The sequence below is a fragment of the Nocardia sp. NPDC046763 genome, assembly GCF_040645495.1.
Lineage (GTDB): Bacteria > Actinomycetota > Actinomycetes > Mycobacteriales > Mycobacteriaceae > Nocardia.
On record NZ_JBEYYI010000013.1, the window covers coordinates 181,767 to 200,880 of the forward strand.

18 protein-coding genes are annotated in these 19,114 nt (G+C 67.6%); 14 read left to right on the forward strand and 4 right to left on the reverse strand.

The genetic code is table 11. From position 1 onward, the window contains the following. Positions 1-43 precede the first annotated feature (43 nt). From ABZ909_RS22430 to ABZ909_RS22440, 3 genes are all read right to left on the reverse strand, one after another. The gene (locus tag ABZ909_RS22430; RefSeq protein ID WP_357002657.1) at positions 44-3,055 is read right to left on the reverse strand and encodes a glycoside hydrolase family 38 C-terminal domain-containing protein; all 3,012 of its coding nucleotides are present in this window, start codon (positions 3,053-3,055) and stop codon (positions 44-46) included. Positions 3,056-3,429: 374 nt separating this feature from the next. Next, positions 3,430-4,095 (reverse strand): respiratory nitrate reductase subunit gamma, encoded by a 666-nt coding sequence (locus tag ABZ909_RS22435; protein ID WP_357002659.1) that lies wholly within the window; start codon positions 4,093-4,095, stop codon positions 3,430-3,432. A 113-nt stretch (positions 4,096-4,208) separates the two neighbouring features. Further along, complete coding sequence (locus ABZ909_RS22440; RefSeq protein WP_357002661.1) at positions 4,209-4,688, reverse strand: pyridoxamine 5'-phosphate oxidase family protein; 480 nt, start codon at positions 4,686-4,688, stop codon at positions 4,209-4,211. Positions 4,689-4,812: 124 nt separating this feature from the next. On the opposite strand from ABZ909_RS22440, the gene ABZ909_RS22445 reads away from it, so the two are divergent. Continuing rightward, a complete protein-coding gene (locus ABZ909_RS22445; RefSeq protein ID WP_357002663.1) occupies positions 4,813-6,762 on the forward strand; it encodes a GMC family oxidoreductase in 1,950 nt (649 codons plus the stop codon). Positions 6,763-6,808: 46 nt separating this feature from the next. Here ABZ909_RS22445 and ABZ909_RS22450 read toward each other — a convergent pair whose 3' ends face one another. Beyond that, complete coding sequence (locus tag ABZ909_RS22450) at positions 6,809-7,417, reverse strand: TetR family transcriptional regulator (protein WP_357002665.1); 609 nt, start codon at positions 7,415-7,417, stop codon at positions 6,809-6,811. A gap of 108 nt (positions 7,418-7,525) precedes the next feature. On the opposite strand from ABZ909_RS22450, the gene ABZ909_RS22455 reads away from it, so the two are divergent. The 13 genes from ABZ909_RS22455 to ABZ909_RS22515 all read left to right on the forward strand — a co-directional run bounded on the left by ABZ909_RS22455 (position 7,526) and on the right by ABZ909_RS22515 (position 19,054). Beyond that, positions 7,526-8,764, forward strand: a complete 1,239-nt coding sequence (locus ABZ909_RS22455; protein WP_357002667.1) for an alkane 1-monooxygenase — start codon at positions 7,526-7,528, stop codon at positions 8,762-8,764. Continuing rightward, a complete protein-coding gene (locus tag ABZ909_RS22460) occupies positions 8,764-8,949 on the forward strand; it encodes a rubredoxin (protein WP_357002669.1) in 186 nt (61 codons plus the stop codon). The genes ABZ909_RS22455 and ABZ909_RS22460 overlap by 1 nt, the downstream gene beginning before the upstream one ends. After that, the gene (locus ABZ909_RS22465; RefSeq protein WP_357002671.1) at positions 8,946-9,131 is read left to right on the forward strand and encodes a rubredoxin; all 186 of its coding nucleotides are present in this window, start codon (positions 8,946-8,948) and stop codon (positions 9,129-9,131) included. Before ABZ909_RS22460 ends, ABZ909_RS22465 begins: the two co-directional genes overlap by 4 nt. After that, a complete protein-coding gene (locus tag ABZ909_RS22470) occupies positions 9,128-10,399 on the forward strand; it encodes an FAD-dependent oxidoreductase (protein WP_357002673.1) in 1,272 nt (423 codons plus the stop codon). The genes ABZ909_RS22465 and ABZ909_RS22470 overlap by 4 nt, the downstream gene beginning before the upstream one ends. 350 nt (positions 10,400-10,749) lie before the next feature. Continuing rightward, on the forward strand, positions 10,750-11,547 hold the full coding sequence (locus ABZ909_RS22475; protein WP_357002731.1) for an ABC transporter permease: 798 nt from the start codon (positions 10,750-10,752) through the stop codon (positions 11,545-11,547). Then, positions 11,547-12,416, forward strand: a complete 870-nt coding sequence (locus ABZ909_RS22480; RefSeq protein WP_357002675.1) for an ABC transporter permease — start codon at positions 11,547-11,549, stop codon at positions 12,414-12,416. The genes ABZ909_RS22475 and ABZ909_RS22480 overlap by 1 nt, the downstream gene beginning before the upstream one ends. A 3-nt stretch (positions 12,417-12,419) precedes the next feature. Next, on the forward strand, positions 12,420-13,448 hold the full coding sequence (locus ABZ909_RS22485; RefSeq protein WP_357002677.1) for an MlaD family protein: 1,029 nt from the start codon (positions 12,420-12,422) through the stop codon (positions 13,446-13,448). Then, entirely contained in the window at positions 13,445-14,452 is a 1,008-nt protein-coding gene (locus ABZ909_RS22490) for an MCE family protein (protein WP_357002679.1), read from the forward strand. Before ABZ909_RS22485 ends, ABZ909_RS22490 begins: the two co-directional genes overlap by 4 nt. Further along, positions 14,452-15,465: an MlaD family protein gene (locus ABZ909_RS22495; protein ID WP_357002681.1), complete on the forward strand. Its 1,014-nt coding sequence runs from the start codon at positions 14,452-14,454 to the stop codon at positions 15,463-15,465. The genes ABZ909_RS22490 and ABZ909_RS22495 overlap by 1 nt, the downstream gene beginning before the upstream one ends. Beyond that, on the forward strand, positions 15,466-16,395 hold the full coding sequence (locus tag ABZ909_RS22500; protein WP_357002683.1) for an MCE family protein: 930 nt from the start codon (positions 15,466-15,468) through the stop codon (positions 16,393-16,395). Continuing rightward, on the forward strand, positions 16,392-17,417 hold the full coding sequence (locus tag ABZ909_RS22505; protein ID WP_357002685.1) for an MlaD family protein: 1,026 nt from the start codon (positions 16,392-16,394) through the stop codon (positions 17,415-17,417). The genes ABZ909_RS22500 and ABZ909_RS22505 overlap by 4 nt, the downstream gene beginning before the upstream one ends. Continuing rightward, positions 17,418-18,368, forward strand: coding sequence for an MlaD family protein (locus ABZ909_RS22510; protein WP_357002687.1), 951 nt, complete (start codon positions 17,418-17,420; stop codon positions 18,366-18,368). A gap of 14 nt (positions 18,369-18,382) precedes the next feature. After that, on the forward strand, positions 18,383-19,054 hold the full coding sequence (locus ABZ909_RS22515) for a hypothetical protein (RefSeq protein ID WP_357002689.1): 672 nt from the start codon (positions 18,383-18,385) through the stop codon (positions 19,052-19,054). Positions 19,055-19,114: the final 60 nt, after the last annotated feature.

The window sequence follows — 19,114 nt, forward strand, 5'->3', positions numbered from 1 at the left end:
CAGGGTGTCCGGGCTGATGTCAACGGAGTGAACGAGAATGACGTCACCGGCGGCCGAAGCGGAGAGTGACCAGCTGAAAAGGTCGCAGTCGCAATCGAATTCCCCGGTCCTCCGGCGTCGCGGTCGTCTCGCCGGGCAGTGGTCGCTCCAGCAGGTCGCAGCAGTGGTGGCCGGTGGTCTCGAACTCGGGGGTCAGCAGTGCCGAGGCGCGGCCGCCGCCCGCCTCGTAGACGCGCACGATCACATCGCCGGATCCGTCGTCGGCGAGCTTGACGGCGCTGGTCACCACGTCGTCGTTGTCGATGGTTACCAGCGGGGCGACCGGCTCGGCGACACCGGGTGTGAAGGGCGGCAGGTTGATTCGGTATCCCGCCCGGACCGCATCGGTGATCGAGGCGCCCGGGACGAGGGCGTGCCGGAAGTGGTGGGCGCCGTGGTCGGTATGTGGGTCGGGGAACCGCGGCGCACGTAGCAGGGAGGCGCGCACGGTGACGGTGGCGCCTCCGTCCGGCCGGACCGTGCGGGTGAGGTCGTGGCCGTAGGTGGAGTCGTTGACCAGGGCCACGCCCCAGCCGGGTTCCGCCAGGTGGATGAAGCGGTGATTACACGTCTCGAACTTGGCGTACTCCCAGCTGGTATTGGTGTGGGTGGGACGGAAGAGGTGACCGAACTGGGTTTCGGATGCGTAGCGGTCGGCGTGAATGTCCAGGGGGAACGCGAGTTTGAGGAATTTCTCCGTCTCGTGCCAGTCGACGGAGGTGGCGATCTCCACGGCCGGATCGTTCGATCGCAGAGTGAGGGTCTGCTCGACGGTCGAGGATCCGAAGGACCGCCCGAGGCGAACCACGACCGATGCCGGTGAATCCGTCTCCGCCGCAAGGAAGTCTACGCCGGTCAGGTCCGTGACGCTGTTGCGATAGAAGCGGTCGACATCCCATGCGTCCCATGAGTTGGGGTAATCCTGGTGCAGCTGCGGCAGATTCGCCGCCGCACCGGGCGGCAGGGTCTCGCGATCGTGCTCGATGTCATACAGCGACACCAGCAGTCCGCGCGCGTCCACCTCGGCCCGCACCAGGCCGTTCGCCAGCACGAACCCGCCGCCGGTCCGTTCGGTCACGGTGCAGTCCCGGCCCGGCTTCTCGGCCGCCGCGCCACCGGCGGGAATCCCGCGCCAGGCGTGCGGCGCCGGATTGAAGACGTTCGGCCCGGACCGTTCACCGCCGAGGGCCCACTGGGCGCGTTCGATGATCGCCGTCAGCTCGGCGGCGACCTCGGTATAGGTGCGCTCGGCCTCGCGGTGCACCCACGCGATCGAGGAGCCCGGCAGAATGTCGTGGAACTGGTGCAGCAGCACGGTTTTCCAGAGTCGGTCCAGCTCGGCGGCGGGATACTCGAACCCGGTCCGCACGGCCGCGGTGGCGGCCCACAGTTCGGCCTCGCGCAGCAGATGCTCACTGCGCCGGTTGCCCTGCTTGGTCCTGGCCTGGCTGGTCAGGGTCGCCCTATGCAGCTCCAGATACAGCTCGCCCACCCACACCGCCGGGTTCTGGTATTCGGCCTCGGCCGCGGCGAAGAAGTCGGCGGGCCGGTCCCACCGCACCGTGGGCGCGCCCTCGAGATCGCGCATGCGGGCGGCCTTGGCGACCATCTCGCGGGTGGTTCCGCCGCCGCCGTCACCCCACCCGGTCGGTGCGAGCGACCGGGTCGCCCGCCCCTTCTCCTTGAAATTCCGTGCCGCATGGGCGATTTCGCGGCCCTGCATCGAACAGTTGTAGGTGTCGACGGGCGGGAAGTGGGTGAAGATGCGGGTCCCGTCGATGCCCTCCCACAGGAAGGTGTGGTGCGGGAACTGGTTGGTCTGGCTCCACGAGATCTTCTGTGTCAGCAGCCATCTGGAGCCCGCCGCCTTGATGATCTGCGGCAGCCCGGCCGCGAAGCCGAAGGTGTCGGGCAGCCAGGCCTCCTCGTTCTCGATGCCGAACTCCGCGAGGAAGAACCGCTTGCCGTGCACGAACTGCCGCGCCATGGCCTCGGAGCCCGGCATGTTCGTATCCGACTCCACCCACATGCCGCCGGCCGGCACGAACCGCCCTGCGGCCACCGCGGCCTTGACCCGCGCGTAGACCTCGGGCCGGTGCTGTTTGAGAAAATCGTATTGCGCCGCTTGGGACATGGTGAAGATGAAGTCGGGGTCGTCGTCGAGCAGAGCGGTCATGGAGGCGGCGGTCCGCGCGACCTTGCGTACCGTCTCGCGCAGCGGCCACAGCCAGGCCGTGTCGATGTGCGCGTGCCCGACCGCGGAGATGCGGTGTGCCGAGGGGACGGCGGGCTGAGCCAGCGCCTCGGCCAGGCAGGCGCGTGCGGCGCTCGCGCCCGCGTTCACGTGCTGGAGGTCGATGGCGTCGAGTGCGTGCTCGATGGCGCGCACGATGTCGTAGCGCCGCGCGGGATCCTCCGGCATCTCGTGCATGAGTTCCCCGAGCACCTCGAGGTCCTGCACCAGCTGCCAGACCTCCTCGTCGAACACCGCGAGATCCATGCGGCCCAAACGGTATTGGGGTTCGGTCCCGGCGGTTTCCCGATCGCCGAGCGCGGTCGGCCCGAAGAACGGGATGACCGGATTCGATGCCGCCTCCACGTGCAGCAGCACCTGCTCGCCCCCGGCCGCCGGCGCCGCCACGCGTACCCACCGATTCCGCGGATGCAACCCCTTCACCGGCGTCCCGTCGGCGCGATACACCAGGCCCTCGCACTGAAATCCGGTCATGCCCTGGTCGAACCCGAGATCGATGATCGCCTCGACGGTCCGGCCGGCCCAGCTCGGCGGCACCGTACCCTCGACGGTGAGCCAGCTGGTGCCCCACGGCGCACCCCAGGGGACACCCGGCCCGGTCGGCGTCCGGGGCGCGGCCAGCCCCTCCACGACCGGCACCGGTTCGCCCGGCGCCGCCCAGATCGAGGCCCGCAGCGGCACCGACTCCGGATAGACGGCGGGGACGATGCGGTCGAGCACCCGCCCGAGCCTGTCTTCGATCAACCGGCGGTCATCGTGCATGACGGTGGCTCCCTCGGGAGTGGGTCGGGACCGGCAATCCGTGTCGAGCCCGACTCTAGCGGCCCGGGGTCCGCGGGCCGGGAAGATCGCACCGTTGGCGCGGGCCGATTCTCAACGGGCGCTGTCCTGTTCGGACCACTTGGCCATCCCAGCGGTGTTTCTCGGTGGCGATGACGGATTCACCGGCGGAGACGAAGGCGGGCCAGTCGGTGATCACGCTTGCAGCGTGGTCGTCGGCGAGGCTCTGGAGGTGATGGGCGGCGGCCAGGTAGGCGGCGATTTTGGCGTGTGTCCGAACTCGGCCACATACTGCGTGAAGAACAGTCGCTCTGAAGAATTGGGGCAACCTCCCGGAAATCGTGGTGCCGGGATGGTCAGACCGTCGGCGCGGACCGATAGGGGGCGGCGGCCACCTGGCGGAGGACGCGCACCACGGGGACGGTGAGGATGCCGGCCAGGCGGGTGTAGGGCCAGACCGCGATGATCAACACCACGATGAGTCCGCGCGCCTGGTAGAGGATCGGGGCGTGGTCCATGACCGCCGGTTCCGGGTGCAGGGCGATCAGCGAGCGTGCCCAGGTGAAAAGCGTTTCGGCGGTGCGGTATCGGCCATCGGTGTACCCGCCGTCGAAGGTCACCAGCACGGCCGATATGAGGGCCGCCGCCAGCAGCGGCAGCGTGATGCGGTCCAGCGGGGTGACCCGCTGCCGGACGTCGGCGGAGATCAGCGGCGGAATCAGAATGAGCGCCACCCCGGCGATGGTCACCGGCACGGCCACGATCTGAATGGTCCCCAGCACCAACTGGATACCATGGCCGGGTCGTGAATGCGGCCCGGACGCAAGCATTTCCACCACCCGCACCACGAACACGATCGGGAATCCGACGCGCACCGCCGTGATCCCGGCCCGCTGCGCGCGATCGATGTGCGGCCCATCGAGATACCCGCGGAACCCGTCGCGCCGATACCGCCAGACATGCCCGGCGGCGCACGACAGAATGGCGGCGTAAGGCAGCGCAACCCACAACGTGATCATCATGCCCTCACCTCACGGAGTCGGTTGCCGCATTGCTCGCCGAGCAACTTTCGCACGCCCGACGCCTGCAGAGAAGTGTCGAATCGTGCCAACCCTGCGGTCCGGCTCGGCCTCCATTACCGCCAGAGGTGAGACATCATGTGCGGGTACCGAACCGGTCGATAGTCGGTGAAGGTGATGTCCCGGACGTGGCTGAAATCCGACCACAGCAGCCTGCCGCCTTTGAGGCGCACGGGAATTCGCACCCGATTCCGCACCCGTCGCAGTTCCTCGTCGGTGGCAGGGCGCTTCGCGCCCACCGTGCCGTAGAGGCGGACCCCGGGCGGGGCAGGGAAGCGCGCCGTCAGCAGGGACCGGAACCAGAACAGCGGACTGCTGTCCACGGCCAGCAGGCACACTCGGGAATCGGCGTCCAGATTGCGGGCCAGCGCCTCGGTGTACTGGTCGAAATAGAACCCGGTCGCGGTGTCGCCCAGGAAGACCGTGCCGATCGGCGTGACGTTCGGCGAACCGTCCGCATTCACCGAGGCGATCGCGCAGTGTCCGGCGCGGGATACGGTGTCGCGGATGCGATCCCAGTTCTGGTCGAGTGTCATGCGTGGTCCTGACCGGTTCGGACGGATGGGGCGGTTCGAGGGTAACCGGATTCCGCCGACACAAGTGAGGGCGGTGTGCCGCATTTGCCGGGACAGCGGCGGGGGCGTGGCGCATGATGGCGGCATGGCTTCAGACGCGGCGCGGCGTGCCGTACTCGGAATGGTGTGTGACAGCTTCGCGCCGGGGGACGGGGGTGACCTGCCGGCGGCCTCCGAGCTGGGAGTGGTCGACACCGTCACCGAACTACTCGGACGCAATCCGCGGGACGCGGAGCGGCGGCAGTTCGAACTGCTGATGCGCGTATGGGATTCACGGCTGTTCGGGTTGCTCAACGGCGCGGGCTGGCGGAAGTTCTCGCGGCTGAGTGCCGAGGACCGGGAGCGGTGGCTGTTGGGGATGGCCAATTCACGGCTCGAACAGAAGCGGGCGCTGTTCCAGGCATTGAAGGGGGCGGCGGTCACCTCCTATTACTTGACGCCCGGGCCTACCGGGATCAATCCGGTGTGGGATCGGATCGGCATTCCGCCCGCCTTCGGACCGGTCGAGGGCGCGCAGCGGGGGCTCAGCCCGCAGCGTCCGGATGCCGACACCACCGTCGTGTGCGATGTGGTCGTCATCGGGTCGGGTGCGGGCGGCGGCACCGCCGCGGCCGTGCTGGCCCGGGCCGGGCTCGAGGTGGTGGTGCTGGAACGCGGTGAGTACTACGACGATCCGGATTTCGGCATCGGGGAGAAGGAAGGCTTCCTGAAGCTGTACGCCCCCGGCCCGGCCGCCACCGCCGAAGGTCAGCTCGGGCTGGTCGCGGGGACCGCACTGGGCGGCGGCACGGTGGTCAACTGGACCACCTCCTTCCGCACCCCGGACGATGTCCGCGCGGAATGGGCCCGGCTGGGCGCACGGCAGTTCGCCGAGCAGGAGTACACCGACGCCCTCGAGGCCGTGGTGTCGCGCCTCGGGGTGAACCTCGATCACTCACCCGCCTCGCACCGCGACGAGATTCTCGAGCGCGGCCTGCGCAAACTGGACTGGCACGTCGAGCCGCTGCCCCGCAATGTCACCCACTGCGATGCCGGAATCGAATGCGGGCGTTGCGGTTTCGGCTGCCGGATCGGCGCTAAGCAGTCGGTGGTCAAGACCTGGCTGGCGGATGCGGCCGGGGCGGGCGCGCGCCTGTTCGTCGGCACCGATGTGCGGCGCATCGTGGTCGCCAATGGCAGCGCCACCGGCGTGGAAGCCGTGACGGCCGAGGGGCGTTCGGTCTGGGTGCGGGCCCGCGCGGTGGTGGTCGCCGCCGGGGCCATCCAGACCCCCGCACTGCTGCGCCGCTCCGGCCTGGGCAACCGCAATATCGGCGACTTCCTCCGATTGCACCCGGCCACAGCGGTTTTCGGAGTCTTCGACGAGGACATCCGCCCCTGGGAGGGCGGCATGCAGACCCGCTACTCCAAACAAGATCGTGACCTCGACGGGAACGGCTACGGGGTCATCTACGAGACGGGCCCCATGACGCCGGGCATGTCGGTGGGCTTCCAGGCCTGGACTGGCGCGGCCACCCACCGCGACCGCATGCTGAAACTCGCCAATACCGTCGCCGTCGGCGTGATCACCCGCGACCGTGACCACGGCTCGGTCGAGACCGACCGCCGGGGTGAGGCGGTGGTGCGCTACCGCATCTCGGCCCGCGATGCCGCCCACATGCACACCGGAATCGTCAATGCCGCACGCATTCTGGAGGCGGCCGGGGCGGAGCGGATCTTCTCCGGCCATCAGGCCGGCGTCGGCTACGAGCCCCGCACGAGCGGCACACACGAGGAGTTCGCCGCGCAGGCCGCCGCCGCCGGGTACGCGCCGGGCCGGTGCTCGATGGGCGCACTGCACATCATGGGCTCGGCCCGCATGGGCGGCTCACCCGCGGATTCGGCCACCAATCCCGACGGTGTCACCTGGGACGTCCCGAATATCGTGGTGGCCGACGGCTCCTGCTTCCCGACCGCCTCCGGCGTGAACCCGATGGTCAGCATCGAGGCCATCGCCCATATGAACGCCACCAGGCTCGCCGCGCGCCTGACCTGATTCCGTATCGACGTGGCGAGATGGCCCGACCCGCCTGCGCGGCAGCCTATTCCAGCGCCGTGCCGAAGGCGCCGACGATCACCCGATGGATCTGGCCGACGGCCCGGTCGATCGGGCCCGTCGGCTGGAACAGATGGCTCAGGGCGAGCCGGACCAGCACCTCGGTCATCGAGGTCAGTTCGGCGTCGTCCATCTCGGCGAGCTCGTACTGGGCCCGGATGGCCGCCGACACCGCGGTGATCGCGCGGCCCAGCACCGGTTCGGTCTCGGTCATCAGCACCGGCAGCAGGGCGGTGTCGGTCGCCGACCGCCCGGCCAGCACCGCCTTGAGCAAAGTGTTGTCGGCGCCCGTCCGCAGCGTGAAATCGACCGCCTGGGTCATGCCGGCCGCCACGTCCGCCGGATGCGCGGCCAGGCTCTCGGCAATGCCGACCAGGAACTCGTCGACTTCCTGCTGGACCACCACTTCGGCCAGCTCGTGCTTGTTGGCGAATTCCTTGTAGAGCACCGGCCGGCTCACGCCGACCTCCTTGGCCAGCCGTGACATGTTCACCGCGCCCCAGCCCTCGGTGATCACGATGCGCCGCCCGGCCTCGACGATCCGCTCGCGTAGCAACTGCCGCATCTCTGTCTGGAAGTTCGGCGCTTCAACCACGTCCCGATGGTACATGAGCTCAACTTTCGTCCCGTCGTTGACAGACTGGATCACAGTGTATCTAATGAATACAGTTCTTCGGAAAGTGTAAACGCAAGGAGTACGGCAATGACGACGTCTCGTTCTCGAGTTGGGCGCCGCCGGGAGTCGGAGGCTTCGGCCCGCCCCCAGTGGCGTGACCGCAAGCGGTATCTGTGGTTGTTCGGTCTCGTACCCCCGACCGCCCTGTTCATGGCGATGGTGCTGGTGTGGGCGTTCAACGAACTCGGCTGGTCGGTCGTCGCCCCGGTCTGGTGGTGGATCGGACCGATGCTGGTGTACGGGTTGCTGCCGGTGCTGGACCGTTTCTTCGGCCCGGACGGTCAGAACCCCCCCGACGAGGTGATGGAGTACCTGGAGAACGACAAGTACTACCGGTACTGCGTCTACACCTACATTCCCTTCCAGCTGCTGAGCCTGACCGTCGCCTGTTACCTGTGGACCGCGAGCGACCTGTCCTGGCTGGGCCTCGACGGCGGCCTCGGCGTGGTCTCCAAGATCGGCCTGGCGCTGAGCATGGGTGTCATGGGCGGCGTCGGCATCAATACCGCGCACGAACTCGGCCACAAGAAGGACGAATTGGAGCGCTGGCTGTCGAAGATCACGCTCGCCCAGACCTTCTACGGCCATTTCTACATCGAGCACAACCGCGGCCATCACGTGCGGGTGGCCACGCCCGAGGATCCGGCCAGTGCCCGCTTCGCCGAGACCTTCTGGGCCTTCCTACCGCGCAGCGTGTGGGGCAGCCTGCGCTCGTCGTGGGAGCTGGAGGCCAAGCGACTGGAGCGGCTGGGCAAGCGCCCGTGGACGATTCGCAACGACGTGCTCAACGCCTGGCTGATGTCGGTGGTGCTGTGGGGCGTGCTGGCCGCGGTGTTCGGCCCGGCGGTGCTGCCCTGGCTGGTGATCCAGGCGATCTACGGTTTCACCCTGCTCGAGACCGTCAACTACCTCGAGCACTACGGCCTCATGCGTCAGAAGACCGCCGCCGGCCGCTACGAGCGGTGCACCCCGGAGCACAGCTGGAACTCCGACCACATCGTCACGAATATCTTCCTGTACCACCTGCAGCGGCACAGCGATCATCACGCGAACCCCACCCGCCGCTATCAGACGCTGCGCAGTATGGACGGCGCGCCGAACCTGCCCAGCGGCTACGCCAGCATGATCTCGCTGGCTTACTTCCCGCCACTGTGGCGGCGGGTGATGGATCACCGGGTGCTCGAGCACTATTCGGGCGACATCACCAAGGTGAACATCCAGCCCCGCAAGCGTGTGCGCGTGCTGGCGAAGTACGGGGTGGCGTGATGTCGTCCTACCGTTGCCCGGTCTGCGATTACATCTACGACGAGGCGAAAGGTGCGCCGCGGGAAGGCTTCCCGGCCGGCACCCGCTGGTCCGCCGTCCCCGACGACTGGTGCTGCCCCGACTGCGGGGTGCGCGAAAAGGTCGATTTCGAACCCACTTCCACCTCGACAGGACACCACTCATGAGCACCGACTTCAAACTCTTCCGCTGCCTGCAGTGCGGCTTTGAATACGACGAGGCCCTGGGCTGGCCCGAGGACGGGATCGCCGCCGGCACCCGCTGGGACGACATCCCGGACGACTGGTCCTGCCCGGATTGCGGCGCCGCCAAGAGCGATTTCGAGATGGTCGAGGTCAGCCGCGCGTGAGCGGCCGCATCGTCATCGTGGGCGCGGGCATCGCGGGCGCCACCGCCGCCCGCACCCTGCGCACCGAGGGCTACACCGGCGAGATCGTGCTGCTCGGCGCGGAACCCGGCCACCCGTACCGCCGCCCCATGGTTTCGAAGGAACTCCTCGCCGGCACCGTCGAGGACCGCCGAACCCTGTTGCAGCCCGCGGACTTCTGGCACACCCACCAGATCGACCTGCGCCCCGGCACCACGGTCGAATCCATCGACCCGGGCCCGGCGCTGGTGTGGCTGGCCGACGGCACGGCGATCGGCTACGACACCCTCCTACTGGCCACCGGAGCCCGGCCGCGCGCATTGTCGATGGCTGCCACGCCGGTCCGCCCCGATCTCGGCCGCAGGGGTGCCGAGATCGGGGGACGGCGTCCCAGCACAGGCGAGCGGATCCACACGCTGCGCGGCCGGGCGGATGCGGAGGTCTTGCGGGAGGCGATTGCGCAGGGTGGGTCGCTGCTGATCATCGGGGCCGGGCTGATCGGGTGCGAAGTCGCGGCAACCGCACGGGGGCTCGGTGCGGAGGTCACGGTGCTGGACGCGGCGGCCGTGCCGCTGGAGCGCGTCGCGCCACGGGCGATCGGCGATTACCTCCGGAAGTTGCACGCGGACAACGGGGTTGCGATCCACACCGACGTCCGGTTGACGCATCTCGCACAGGACGGTGCGGCGGTGGTCGCCGTGGCCGATGATGACAGCACCTGGACGGCGGCCGCGATGCTGGTTGCGATCGGATCTGTCCCGGACACTCGGCTCGCCGAGGCTGCCGGACTGGCGGTGGGTGACGGTATTCGGGTGGACGAGCACTATCGGACCTCCGCACCCGGGGTCTATGCGGCCGGTGACGCGGTGTCCCGATTCGATCCCGTGTCGGGTGGGTATCGGCGCGAGGAGCATTGGAACAGCGCCCAGTCCCAGGGCGCCGCGGCGGCCCGATCGATGCTCGGATTGCCCGCCGCGGCCGCCGAGGTCCCCTGGGGCTGGTCGCTGCAATATGGCCGGAACGTGCAGTTCGCGGGCGTAATCCATGCCGGTGACGAGCTGGTGGTGCGGGGCCGGGTCGAGGCCGGGGACGCTACGGTGCTCGCGCTGCGCGAGGGCCGCGCGACCGGTGCGGTGGCCATTGCCCGTCCGGCGGAGTTCCGGGCGGCAAAGGAACTGATCGGCCGGGGCGCGGTGCTGGATCCCGGTGTCTGCATGGACGAATCCCGGCCGCTGGCCGAGGCGATATAACTGTCCGGACAGTAGTGAGGGCATGCGCCCGCAGTTGAGCTAACCGCCCGCAAAATCCGAAATGCCGCTCGACCAGTCGAATGGTTCAGCGGCATTTCGGATTTGCCGACTCATTGCTGAAATCTGCTGGTAGGGCATGCTATTCGCGCGGCGCGCGCATCATTCCCCGGCCGGTGGGCCCCTGTCAAGCCTGCGAATATTTCCGTGAAGACTGACACGTCAGTCCGAAATCTGTATTACTGTCTCGGTCAGTTCGAACCGGTCAGCAGAGGGGCCGGTCGGCATCGACCAACAGTGGGGCTGTGGGGTGGTGAACATTGGTCGACAAAGCTGTTCGGGGGCCGGAACCGTTGGTGCGGCAGGCAATCGAATTCGTTCTCTCGGGGCTGCGGACATTCGGACGCACCATTCAGCTGGCGATCGCGGCGTTCCGGTTCCTGGTCGTCGACATCGTCACACTGCGCCATCCGTGGCGTGACACGCTACAGCAGGGCTGGTTCATCGTCAGCGTGACCGCGATTCCCGCTGTGCTGGTGTCGGTTCCGTTCGGCGTCATCGTGGCGGTGCAGGTGGGGAGCCTGACCCAGCAGGTGGGCGCGAGTTCGGTGTCCGGCGCGGCCGGCGGGCTGGGCGTGATCAGGCAGGGCGCGCCCATGGTGACCGCGCTGCTGCTGGGCGGCGCGGCCGGGTCGGCCATCGCCTCGGATCTGGGTGCGCGCACCATTCGCGACGAAGTGGATGCCTTGCGCGTCATGGGAATCGACCCGGTGCGCCGGCTGGTCGCGCCGCGGCTGGCGGCCATGATCGCGCTCACGCCGCTGCTGTGCATGCTGATCATCTTCATGGGCGTGTTCACCGGCTATGTGATCGCCGTCGGCTTCCAGGGCGTGACGCCCGGCTCCTACCTGTCCGCGTTCGCGGCCTTCGCCAAGCTGACCGACCTGTGGGTGGCCATCGCGAAGTCGATCGTCTTCGGGGTGATCGTGCTGGTGGTGTCCTGCCAGCGCGGACTCGAGGCCACGGCCGGCCCGCGCGGGGTGGCCAATGCCGTGAACGCCGCGGTGGTGATCGGCGTGATCGCCGCCTTCGGCGTGAATCTGGTGATCACCCAGCTGGTTTCGATGTTCATCCCGACGCAGGTGGGCTGATGACACAGATACCAGCCAGATACGCGCCGCTCGGGACGGCGGGCCGGGTCATCGGCGCGACCGCGCAGCCGCCGCTGTCCGTCTTCGAATCCCTGGGCCACCAGGCGACTTTCGTCTACGAGGTGCTCGCCGCCATCCCGCACACCCTGCGGATCTACCGGCGCCAGACCATGCTCATCCTGTCCGACATCACCTGGGGCTCCGGGGCGATCATCGTCGGCGGCGGCACCGTCGCGGTGCTGGCGTTCCTGGGCATCGCGGTCGGCGGCTCCATCGGCGTGGAGGGTTTCACCGCGCTGAACATGGTCGGCATGGGCCCGCTCACCGGGTTCGTCTCCGCCTACGCCAATACCCGCGAGATGGCGCCCATGGTGGCGGCCATCGGCTTTGCTGCCCAGGCGGGTTGCCGCATGACGGCCGAGATCGGGGCCATGCGCATCTCCGAGGAGATCGACGCGCTGGAGGCCATCGGCATCCGGCCCATGCCTTTCGTGGTGACCACCCGCGTGATCGCGGGCGTGATCACCATCGTGCCGCTGCACCTGCTCACACTGATCCTGTCGTACCTGTCGTGCGCGACCGTGGTGAACGTGCTGCACGGGCAGTCCTCGGGCACCTACTACCACTATTTCGACGCCTTCCTGCAGCCCGGCGATGTACTGGCCTCGCTGGTCAAGGCGACGATCTTCGTGGTCGTCATCATTCTCATCCACGGCTACCAGGGCTTCTACGCCTCGGGCGGCCCAGAGGGCGTGGGCCGGGCCTCGGGCCGCGCGATTCGCGCCAGTCTGGTGCTGGTGGTCATCCTGGACATGATCCTCACGATCGTGATCTGGGGCCTGGATGTCGGCATCCGGATCTCGGGGTGAAACATGGCCGTGTTCAAGGACTATTCCGGCCGCAGCGCCGGTCCCTGGATGTTGCGGGCGCGCGGCCTGGTGGTCGCCATCGTGCTCGTCACTGTGACGATTGTCGTGAGTTCCTATGCGCGGGGCGGCCTCTCGGACCGGTTCGAGGTCACCGTCGATGCCACGACGCTGGGTGAGGGCCTGGCCCCGGGCGCGGAGGTGAAGTTCCGCGGCTACGCCATCGGCACCGTCGAGAAGGTGGAGACCGTCGGCTACGGGCATCAGCGCATCGATCTCGCGATCGAGCGCCGCCAGGCCGGCGCCCTCACCGACGACATCAGCGCACGCTTCACCTCCTCGAACGTGTTCGGTTCCAGCGCCATCGAATTGGTGCCGGGCACGGACGGCAGAAAGCTGCGTGAGCACACGGTGCTGCAGATCGGGGCGAACGCCACCAATGCCACCGTGGCCGGGGTCTTCCGGCGCGCAGCGCGCCTGACCCAGGTGCTGGATTCGGCGGCGGTGCACCGGCTGTTCGACCTGCTGCTCGACAATGCCTCGAGCATGGGCCCGATACTGCAGTCGTTCTTCGCGACCGCGAAGCTGCTGGCCGACGGGCAGCAGAACACCCTGGCCCACTACCTGCGCATCGGCGGGGACATGACCGGCGCGTTCCGAGACCTGACCCCCTCGGCCGGGCACGCCATCCTGGCCGTGCTCGAGCAGAGCGCCTACTTCGGCGATCCGGAGAACCGGGCGCGCACCAACGAATCCACCAATGGCGTGAACGACGCCGTGCTGGTGGGGCTTTCGAACCTGTTGCAGCAGAACAACCCGGATCTGGAGAAGATTCTCGACAGCATTCTGGACCTGGCGGTGCCGATCAGCGTGTCGGTGGGGTCGGTGGCCCCGGCCTACAACCGAGTGCCGAATCTGCTGCAGGCCATGGACGGCGCCTTCCCCGTGGTGGACGGCCGGGTCCGGCTGCAACTCGAGCTGATCGCGAAAACCATGCCGTACCTGGCCGATTCGCTGGCGGGAGGGGCGAAATGAGCGACATCACCAAATCCGCCCTCAAGCTCACCGTCTTCCTGGTGATCGTGGCCGCCTGCACCACCTTCATCGTGACGGCGCTGCGCACTCCGATTCCCGGCGACAAGGTCACCTACGATGCCGTGTTCACCGATGTCTCCGGGCTTTTCGCCGGCGACTCGGTGCGCATGTCCGGCGTCGCCGTCGGCAAGGTGGAGTCGGTGTCGCTGGACGGCACTCGGGCGCGCGTGCATTTCACGGTCGATCGGACGCGCCCGGTGTACGACAACACCAAGGCCGCGGTGCGCTACCAGAACCTCATCGGACAGCGGTACGTCGAATTGCTCACCGAGGGGCAGCGTGGCGCAAAACTCGCTGCCGGAGCCACGATTCCGGTGGAGCGGACGATCCCGAGCTTCGATGTGTCCAAGCTGTTCAACGGCTTCGAGCCGATGTTCGACACCTTGGATCCGGCGCAGCTGAACCAGTTCGGAACCAACCTGCTGCGAGTCATCCAGGGCGACGGCTCGGGCATCGGGCCGGTACTGGCGGATCTGGACACGCTCACCAAGCACGCCCGCAACAGCGAGGCCGTGATCGTGCTGCTCATCCGGAATCTGGGTGTGGTCGCCGATTCCCTCGGCGGTAAATCCAAGGCGGTCGGTGATCTGGTGCGGCAGCTCTCGGGCATCCTGCACCAGTTCACGGCCAAGACCCAGACCATGCTGAGCGCGGTCGACACCGCGAAAGGCGTATTGGGGCCGATGATTCCGATCCTGGAGGAGGGCCGCGACGCCTACGACACCGCCTACGGCCCGGTCGACGGGCTGCTGCGGCGGCTGGTGCCGCAGACCGATCAGCTCACCCGGATCCTGGCCCTCACACCGCAATTGGTGACCGGGCTCAATCAGTCGGTGCCGGGTCAGGGGTACCAGCCGCGCATCACCTGCTCGCACGGTGAAGCCGCGCTCCCGGCCGTGGTCGGCGTCATCCTATCCAACCAGAAACTGGTGGTGTGCAACTGATGAGAGCACTGATCGCCTATGCGGCCGAGCCGATTCGGGACGTGCTGACCGGGCGCGGGGACCAGAACACCCAATTACGCTGGGGGATGGCCGGTGTCGTGGTATGCGTGATCGCGCTCGCCATCGCCGGGGCGCTGTATGTGATCCCGTTCGGGCAGCGCACCTACGTGGCCGACTTCAAGATCTCCGGTGGTGCGCGCTCGGGTGACGAGGTGCGAATCGCCGGCGTCAATGTCGGCAAGATCCGCGCGGTGGACCTCGTCGGCGACCATGTCGAGGTCAGCTTCACGGTGAATCACGATGTGCGCGTGGGGGATCGGTCTGCGGTCGAAGTCAAGATGCTGACCCCGATCGGCGGCCACTACCTGGCGCTGTCCCCGGCCGGGGACAAGGAACTCGCCGCGAAGCACATTCCGCCGGAGCGGACCGCCACCCCGTTCGAGCTGAGCGACATCCTCGACAAGGGCACCCCGATCTTCGGCAAGGTCGACGCCGCCACCATGCGCGGCACCATCGGGCAGCTGAATTCGGCGCTGGCGCAACAGCCCGACGCACTGCGCGGGGTCATCGGCAATGCCGACGAACTGACCGGGCTGCTCGCCGAGCGCACCGACCAGCTCAACAGCGCGCTGAACGTCTCCGACGAGTACATCGCCGCCATCGCCGACGACAAGGCGCTGCTCGCGGATTTCGTGAAACAGCTGGGCTCCGTTGCCGACCAGCTGGGCAATCGCAAGGACGACATCGTGGGCATGTTCAACCTGCTCAAAAGGCTGCTGGTCATCCTGCACCGGCCGATCATGGCCTACGGCGACGGCGTCGAGCCGTCCGTGACGCAATTCGAGCAGCTGGTCTCCAAGGTGACCGCGGACCCGGATCGGATCGACACCGTCATCAACGGGATGCGCGATGTCATCAACCGGCTCAACGGGATGCTGGGCACTCAGCTGAAAGTGGATCAGCCGGCCGCCGGCGTCCAGCTGTGCATTCCCTACGAAGGCAAGGCGTGCTGAATGAAATGGGGCAGAGCAGCACTCGCCGCCGGGGTCGCCGTCGCGGTGGTGGCCGCCGGGGTGGCCGGGGTGTCGTGGGCGAACTCGAAACGCGATCCGAAACAGAGCGTATGCGCGGAATTCACCGATACCGTCGGCCTGTATCAGGGCAATAGCGTGACCATGCTCGGTGTCGAGGTCGGCACCGTCTCCAAGATCGAGGCCCGGGGCGACCGCATGCGGGTCACCATGAGCGTCAAGGATTCGGTGAAACTCCCGGCCGATATCCAGGCCGTCACCATGTCGAGTTCCATTGTGACGGACCGACATGTGGAACTCACCAAGCCATACACCGGCGGCACCCGATTCGACACCTCGCAATGCATTCCGCTGGAGCGGACCAGGACGCCGATCGGCATCAGCGAGGCGCTCGACGCCATGGGCAAACTGGCCGGTGATCTGACCGGAGGCGGCGGCACCGACGGCAAACCCGACACGCTGCTCGACGACACCCTCACCGCGGCGAACAATGCCATCGACGGCACCGGGCAGCAGTGGAATCAATTGCTGCAGCGGCTGTCCGCGGTGATCGGCGATCCCACCCAGAAAGATGCCGTCTTCCGGCGGCTGGTCGACAATCTGGACCAGCTCACCACCATGTTCGTGACCAACTGGCCGGATATGGCCGAGGTGCTGAACAATCTGCGCGCCGGGCTCCAGCTGATCGGGCAGTTCTCGGCCGAATTCTCCGGCGCTGTGGATATCGCGGTGGAATTCCTACCGGTGATCGCCCGCAATGTGGGCAAATACGATCAGCAGATCTACGGGCTGCTGGATGCGGTACTGCCGCAGGCACACACCTTCGTCCAGCAGCACGAGGGCGACATCGGTTCGCTGCTGGCCGCCCTGCCGCCACTGGCGGCCCAGCTCCCGCAGGTGGGTGCGAAATGAGGCGTGCACCGGTCCTGAGACGCACCGCGATCCGGCTGGCGCCGCTCATCACGGCGGCCACGCTCGTCCTGACCGGCTGCGGGGTGAAAGCCACCGACATCCCGATTCCGGGCACCTATCCCTCCGGCGACACCTACACCGTCCGAATCGAATTCGGCTCGGTGCTGAACCTGCCGGACCGCGCCAAGGTGATCGCCGACGGTGTCGAGGTCGGCATGCTCGACCACATCGATCTGATCGGTACGACCGCGGTGGCGACGGTGAAACTACACACCGACGCCAAACTGCCGAAGAACACGACCGCGGAATTGCGGCAGTCCACGATTCTGGGCGATATCCACATCGCGCTGGAAGCGCCCCAGCACGCGGACACCACGTTCCTCGCCAACGGTGATGTGATCCCGATGTCGCAGACGATTCCCGCCACGAATGTGGAGGACATTCTGCGGGCACTGTCCAACATCATCACCGGTGGACGCTGGTCCGATATCCAGAAGCTGGTCACCGACGTGAACGCGGCGTTCCCGTCGGATCCGGCCGAGCTGGACCGGATCAATGCGGCGGGCCGCGCGGCGCTGCACGATATGGCCTCGCACACCGCCGATCTGAATCGCATCCTCACTTCGGCTCAGCAGATCACCGCCAAGCTGGAATCCGGTCGCGGCGCGGTGGATCAGATCCTCACGCTCGGGCCCGACCGGGCCGCCGGTCTGTCGGATGTGCTGCTGGCGGTGGTCAACCTGATCATCAGCGGCGGCCCGCTGGCCAAGAACGCCGGCGACCTGCTGCTGCCGCACGTCGGCGATTTCCGGTCGATCGTGTCGGTCCTCGCGCCTACCGCGGTCACGGCCGGATACGCCGACCTGACTCTGGCGGCCGACCTCGACACCTTCCATACCCTGCTGAAGGAGAAGATCATTCCCTTCCTCAGCGCCCCGGACGTGAAGGTGCAGCAGATGTCCGCCGATGTGCAGGCCGACCAGCTGATCACCACACTGCGCTCGATCGGGATGGTGCCCTAGATGAAACTCTCACTCTCCGGGCCGGTTTCGCTGGTCATGCTGCTGGTGCTCACCCTGGTCTGCGGCAGCTACATGGCCGTCGGCGTGCTGAATCTGGACCCGCGCCGGCAGAACAACACCGTCACCGTGCTGCTGGACAGTTCCGGCGGCCTGATGAAGACCTCCGAGGTGACGCTACGCGGCCTGCCCATCGGCAAGGTCCGCGATATCGGGGCCACCGGGCGTGGACTGGCCGTCACCCTCGAATACGACTCGAAATACAGGATTCCCGTGGACAGCGCGGTGCGGATCGCCAACCTGTCGGCGGCGGGGGAGCAGTTCCTCGACTTCCGGCCGAGCGGCACCCAGGGGCCGTTCCTGCACGATGGCAGCGTGGTACCGAACCGGCAGGTCGAGATCGCTACCACGGTCGGTGACGCGCTCGCCAAGCTGGACGCGCTGACCGTGCAACTGGATCCGGCCAAGCTGCAGAACCTGGCCACCACGGTGGCCGCCGGATTCGAGGGCCGCGACGCCGATGTCGCCAACCTGACCAAGGCGCTGGCCGGCACCGCGAACCTGTTGCGGGACAAGCACGATGCCATCGCACGGCTGTACGCGAACGTCCAGAACCTCGGCGACAAATTCGACGGGCGCGCCCCCACCCTGAGTGCGGCCGCCGGGGACATCGACACCGCGCTGCCGGAGCTGCTGCACATCATCGCCGCCTTCCAGAACTACTCCTACATCGGCGAGAAGATCTACGACGATCCGATCGGGCCGCTGGTCACCAAGATCAATGACTATCTGCAGCTGATCGGGCCCGACCTCGGTCATCTCGCCACCGTCCTGAAACCCGCGACCAGCGTGATCAAACCGCTGCGCGTCGACGCCGGCTCGATCGTGGACCTGCTGTCCACGGTGTTCCCCGGCGACGGCGCCGCCCATGTGGCCATCGACATTCCTCGGTAGAGAGAAGGCAATTCGTGAGTGAGAACGAGAACACCGCGCACAACGACGAGACCGAGCAGACCGGCGAGACCGAGCAGACCGGCACACCCGAGCAGACCGGCGAGGCGGAACCGGTTTCGATTCTGGACCCGGAGCCCTCGAAAGCCCTGCCCGCCAAGAGTTTCGGCGAACGCGCCTACCCGGTGGTGACCGTCGCCGCCGCCGTGCTCGCGGTGGTCGCCGTGGTCCTCGGCGTGCTCTGGCGCAACTCGTCCGGCGACTTCCACGCGCTGAAGAACGGCCAGGCCGATCGCGACCGCGCCGCGCAGGTGGCCAAGGACTACACCCTGCGCTCGCTGACCTACGACTACCGCAACCTGCCCGCCTTCTTCGACGGCGTGGAGCGCGGCACCTCGGATGCGCTGCGCGACAGGTACACCCAGGTTCACGACACCTTGGCGAAGATCATGACCGACGCCCAGGTGGTGGCCACCGGCGATGTGGTCGGCAGTTCGGTGGAGGCCAAGGGTAACGACCAGTACACCGTCACCGTCTACGCCACCCAGAAGACCCAGAACGTACAGCAGACCGACCCCGCGACCGTGCCGAACCTGCTGGTGCTGACCGTGGCCAAGAGCGGTGGCGACTGGCTGGTCACCGACTACGGCCCCAAGGACCTCGGCCAGAAGGGCGGGGCCGCGAAATAGCCTCGCGACGCATCGGGCGGCCGCCGCAGCCCGAACTCCCGTCGCGGCGCCGCCGGCAGA

Excerpts from the sequence above, each read along its gene's own strand:
- ABZ909_RS22430 (WP_357002657.1), bottom strand. The coding sequence starts at position 3,055 with ATGCACGATGACCGCCGGTTGATCGAAGACAGGCTCGGGCGGGTGCTC.
- ABZ909_RS22435 (WP_357002659.1), bottom strand. The coding sequence starts at position 4,095 with ATGATGATCACGTTGTGGGTTGCGCTGCCTTACGCCGCCATTCTGTCG.
- ABZ909_RS22440 (WP_357002661.1), bottom strand. The coding sequence starts at position 4,688 with ATGACACTCGACCAGAACTGGGATCGCATCCGCGACACCGTATCCCGC.
- ABZ909_RS22445 (WP_357002663.1), top strand. The coding sequence starts at position 4,813 with ATGGCTTCAGACGCGGCGCGGCGTGCCGTACTCGGAATGGTGTGTGAC.
- ABZ909_RS22455 (WP_357002667.1), top strand. The coding sequence starts at position 7,526 with ATGACGACGTCTCGTTCTCGAGTTGGGCGCCGCCGGGAGTCGGAGGCT.
- ABZ909_RS22460 (WP_357002669.1), top strand. The coding sequence starts at position 8,764 with ATGTCGTCCTACCGTTGCCCGGTCTGCGATTACATCTACGACGAGGCG.
- ABZ909_RS22465 (WP_357002671.1), top strand. The coding sequence starts at position 8,946 with ATGAGCACCGACTTCAAACTCTTCCGCTGCCTGCAGTGCGGCTTTGAA.
- ABZ909_RS22480 (WP_357002675.1), top strand. The coding sequence starts at position 11,547 with ATGACACAGATACCAGCCAGATACGCGCCGCTCGGGACGGCGGGCCGG.
- ABZ909_RS22485 (WP_357002677.1), top strand. The coding sequence starts at position 12,420 with ATGGCCGTGTTCAAGGACTATTCCGGCCGCAGCGCCGGTCCCTGGATG.
- ABZ909_RS22490 (WP_357002679.1), top strand. The coding sequence starts at position 13,445 with ATGAGCGACATCACCAAATCCGCCCTCAAGCTCACCGTCTTCCTGGTG.
- ABZ909_RS22495 (WP_357002681.1), top strand. The coding sequence starts at position 14,452 with ATGAGAGCACTGATCGCCTATGCGGCCGAGCCGATTCGGGACGTGCTG.
- ABZ909_RS22500 (WP_357002683.1), top strand. The coding sequence starts at position 15,466 with ATGAAATGGGGCAGAGCAGCACTCGCCGCCGGGGTCGCCGTCGCGGTG.
- ABZ909_RS22505 (WP_357002685.1), top strand. The coding sequence starts at position 16,392 with ATGAGGCGTGCACCGGTCCTGAGACGCACCGCGATCCGGCTGGCGCCG.
- ABZ909_RS22510 (WP_357002687.1), top strand. The coding sequence starts at position 17,418 with ATGAAACTCTCACTCTCCGGGCCGGTTTCGCTGGTCATGCTGCTGGTG.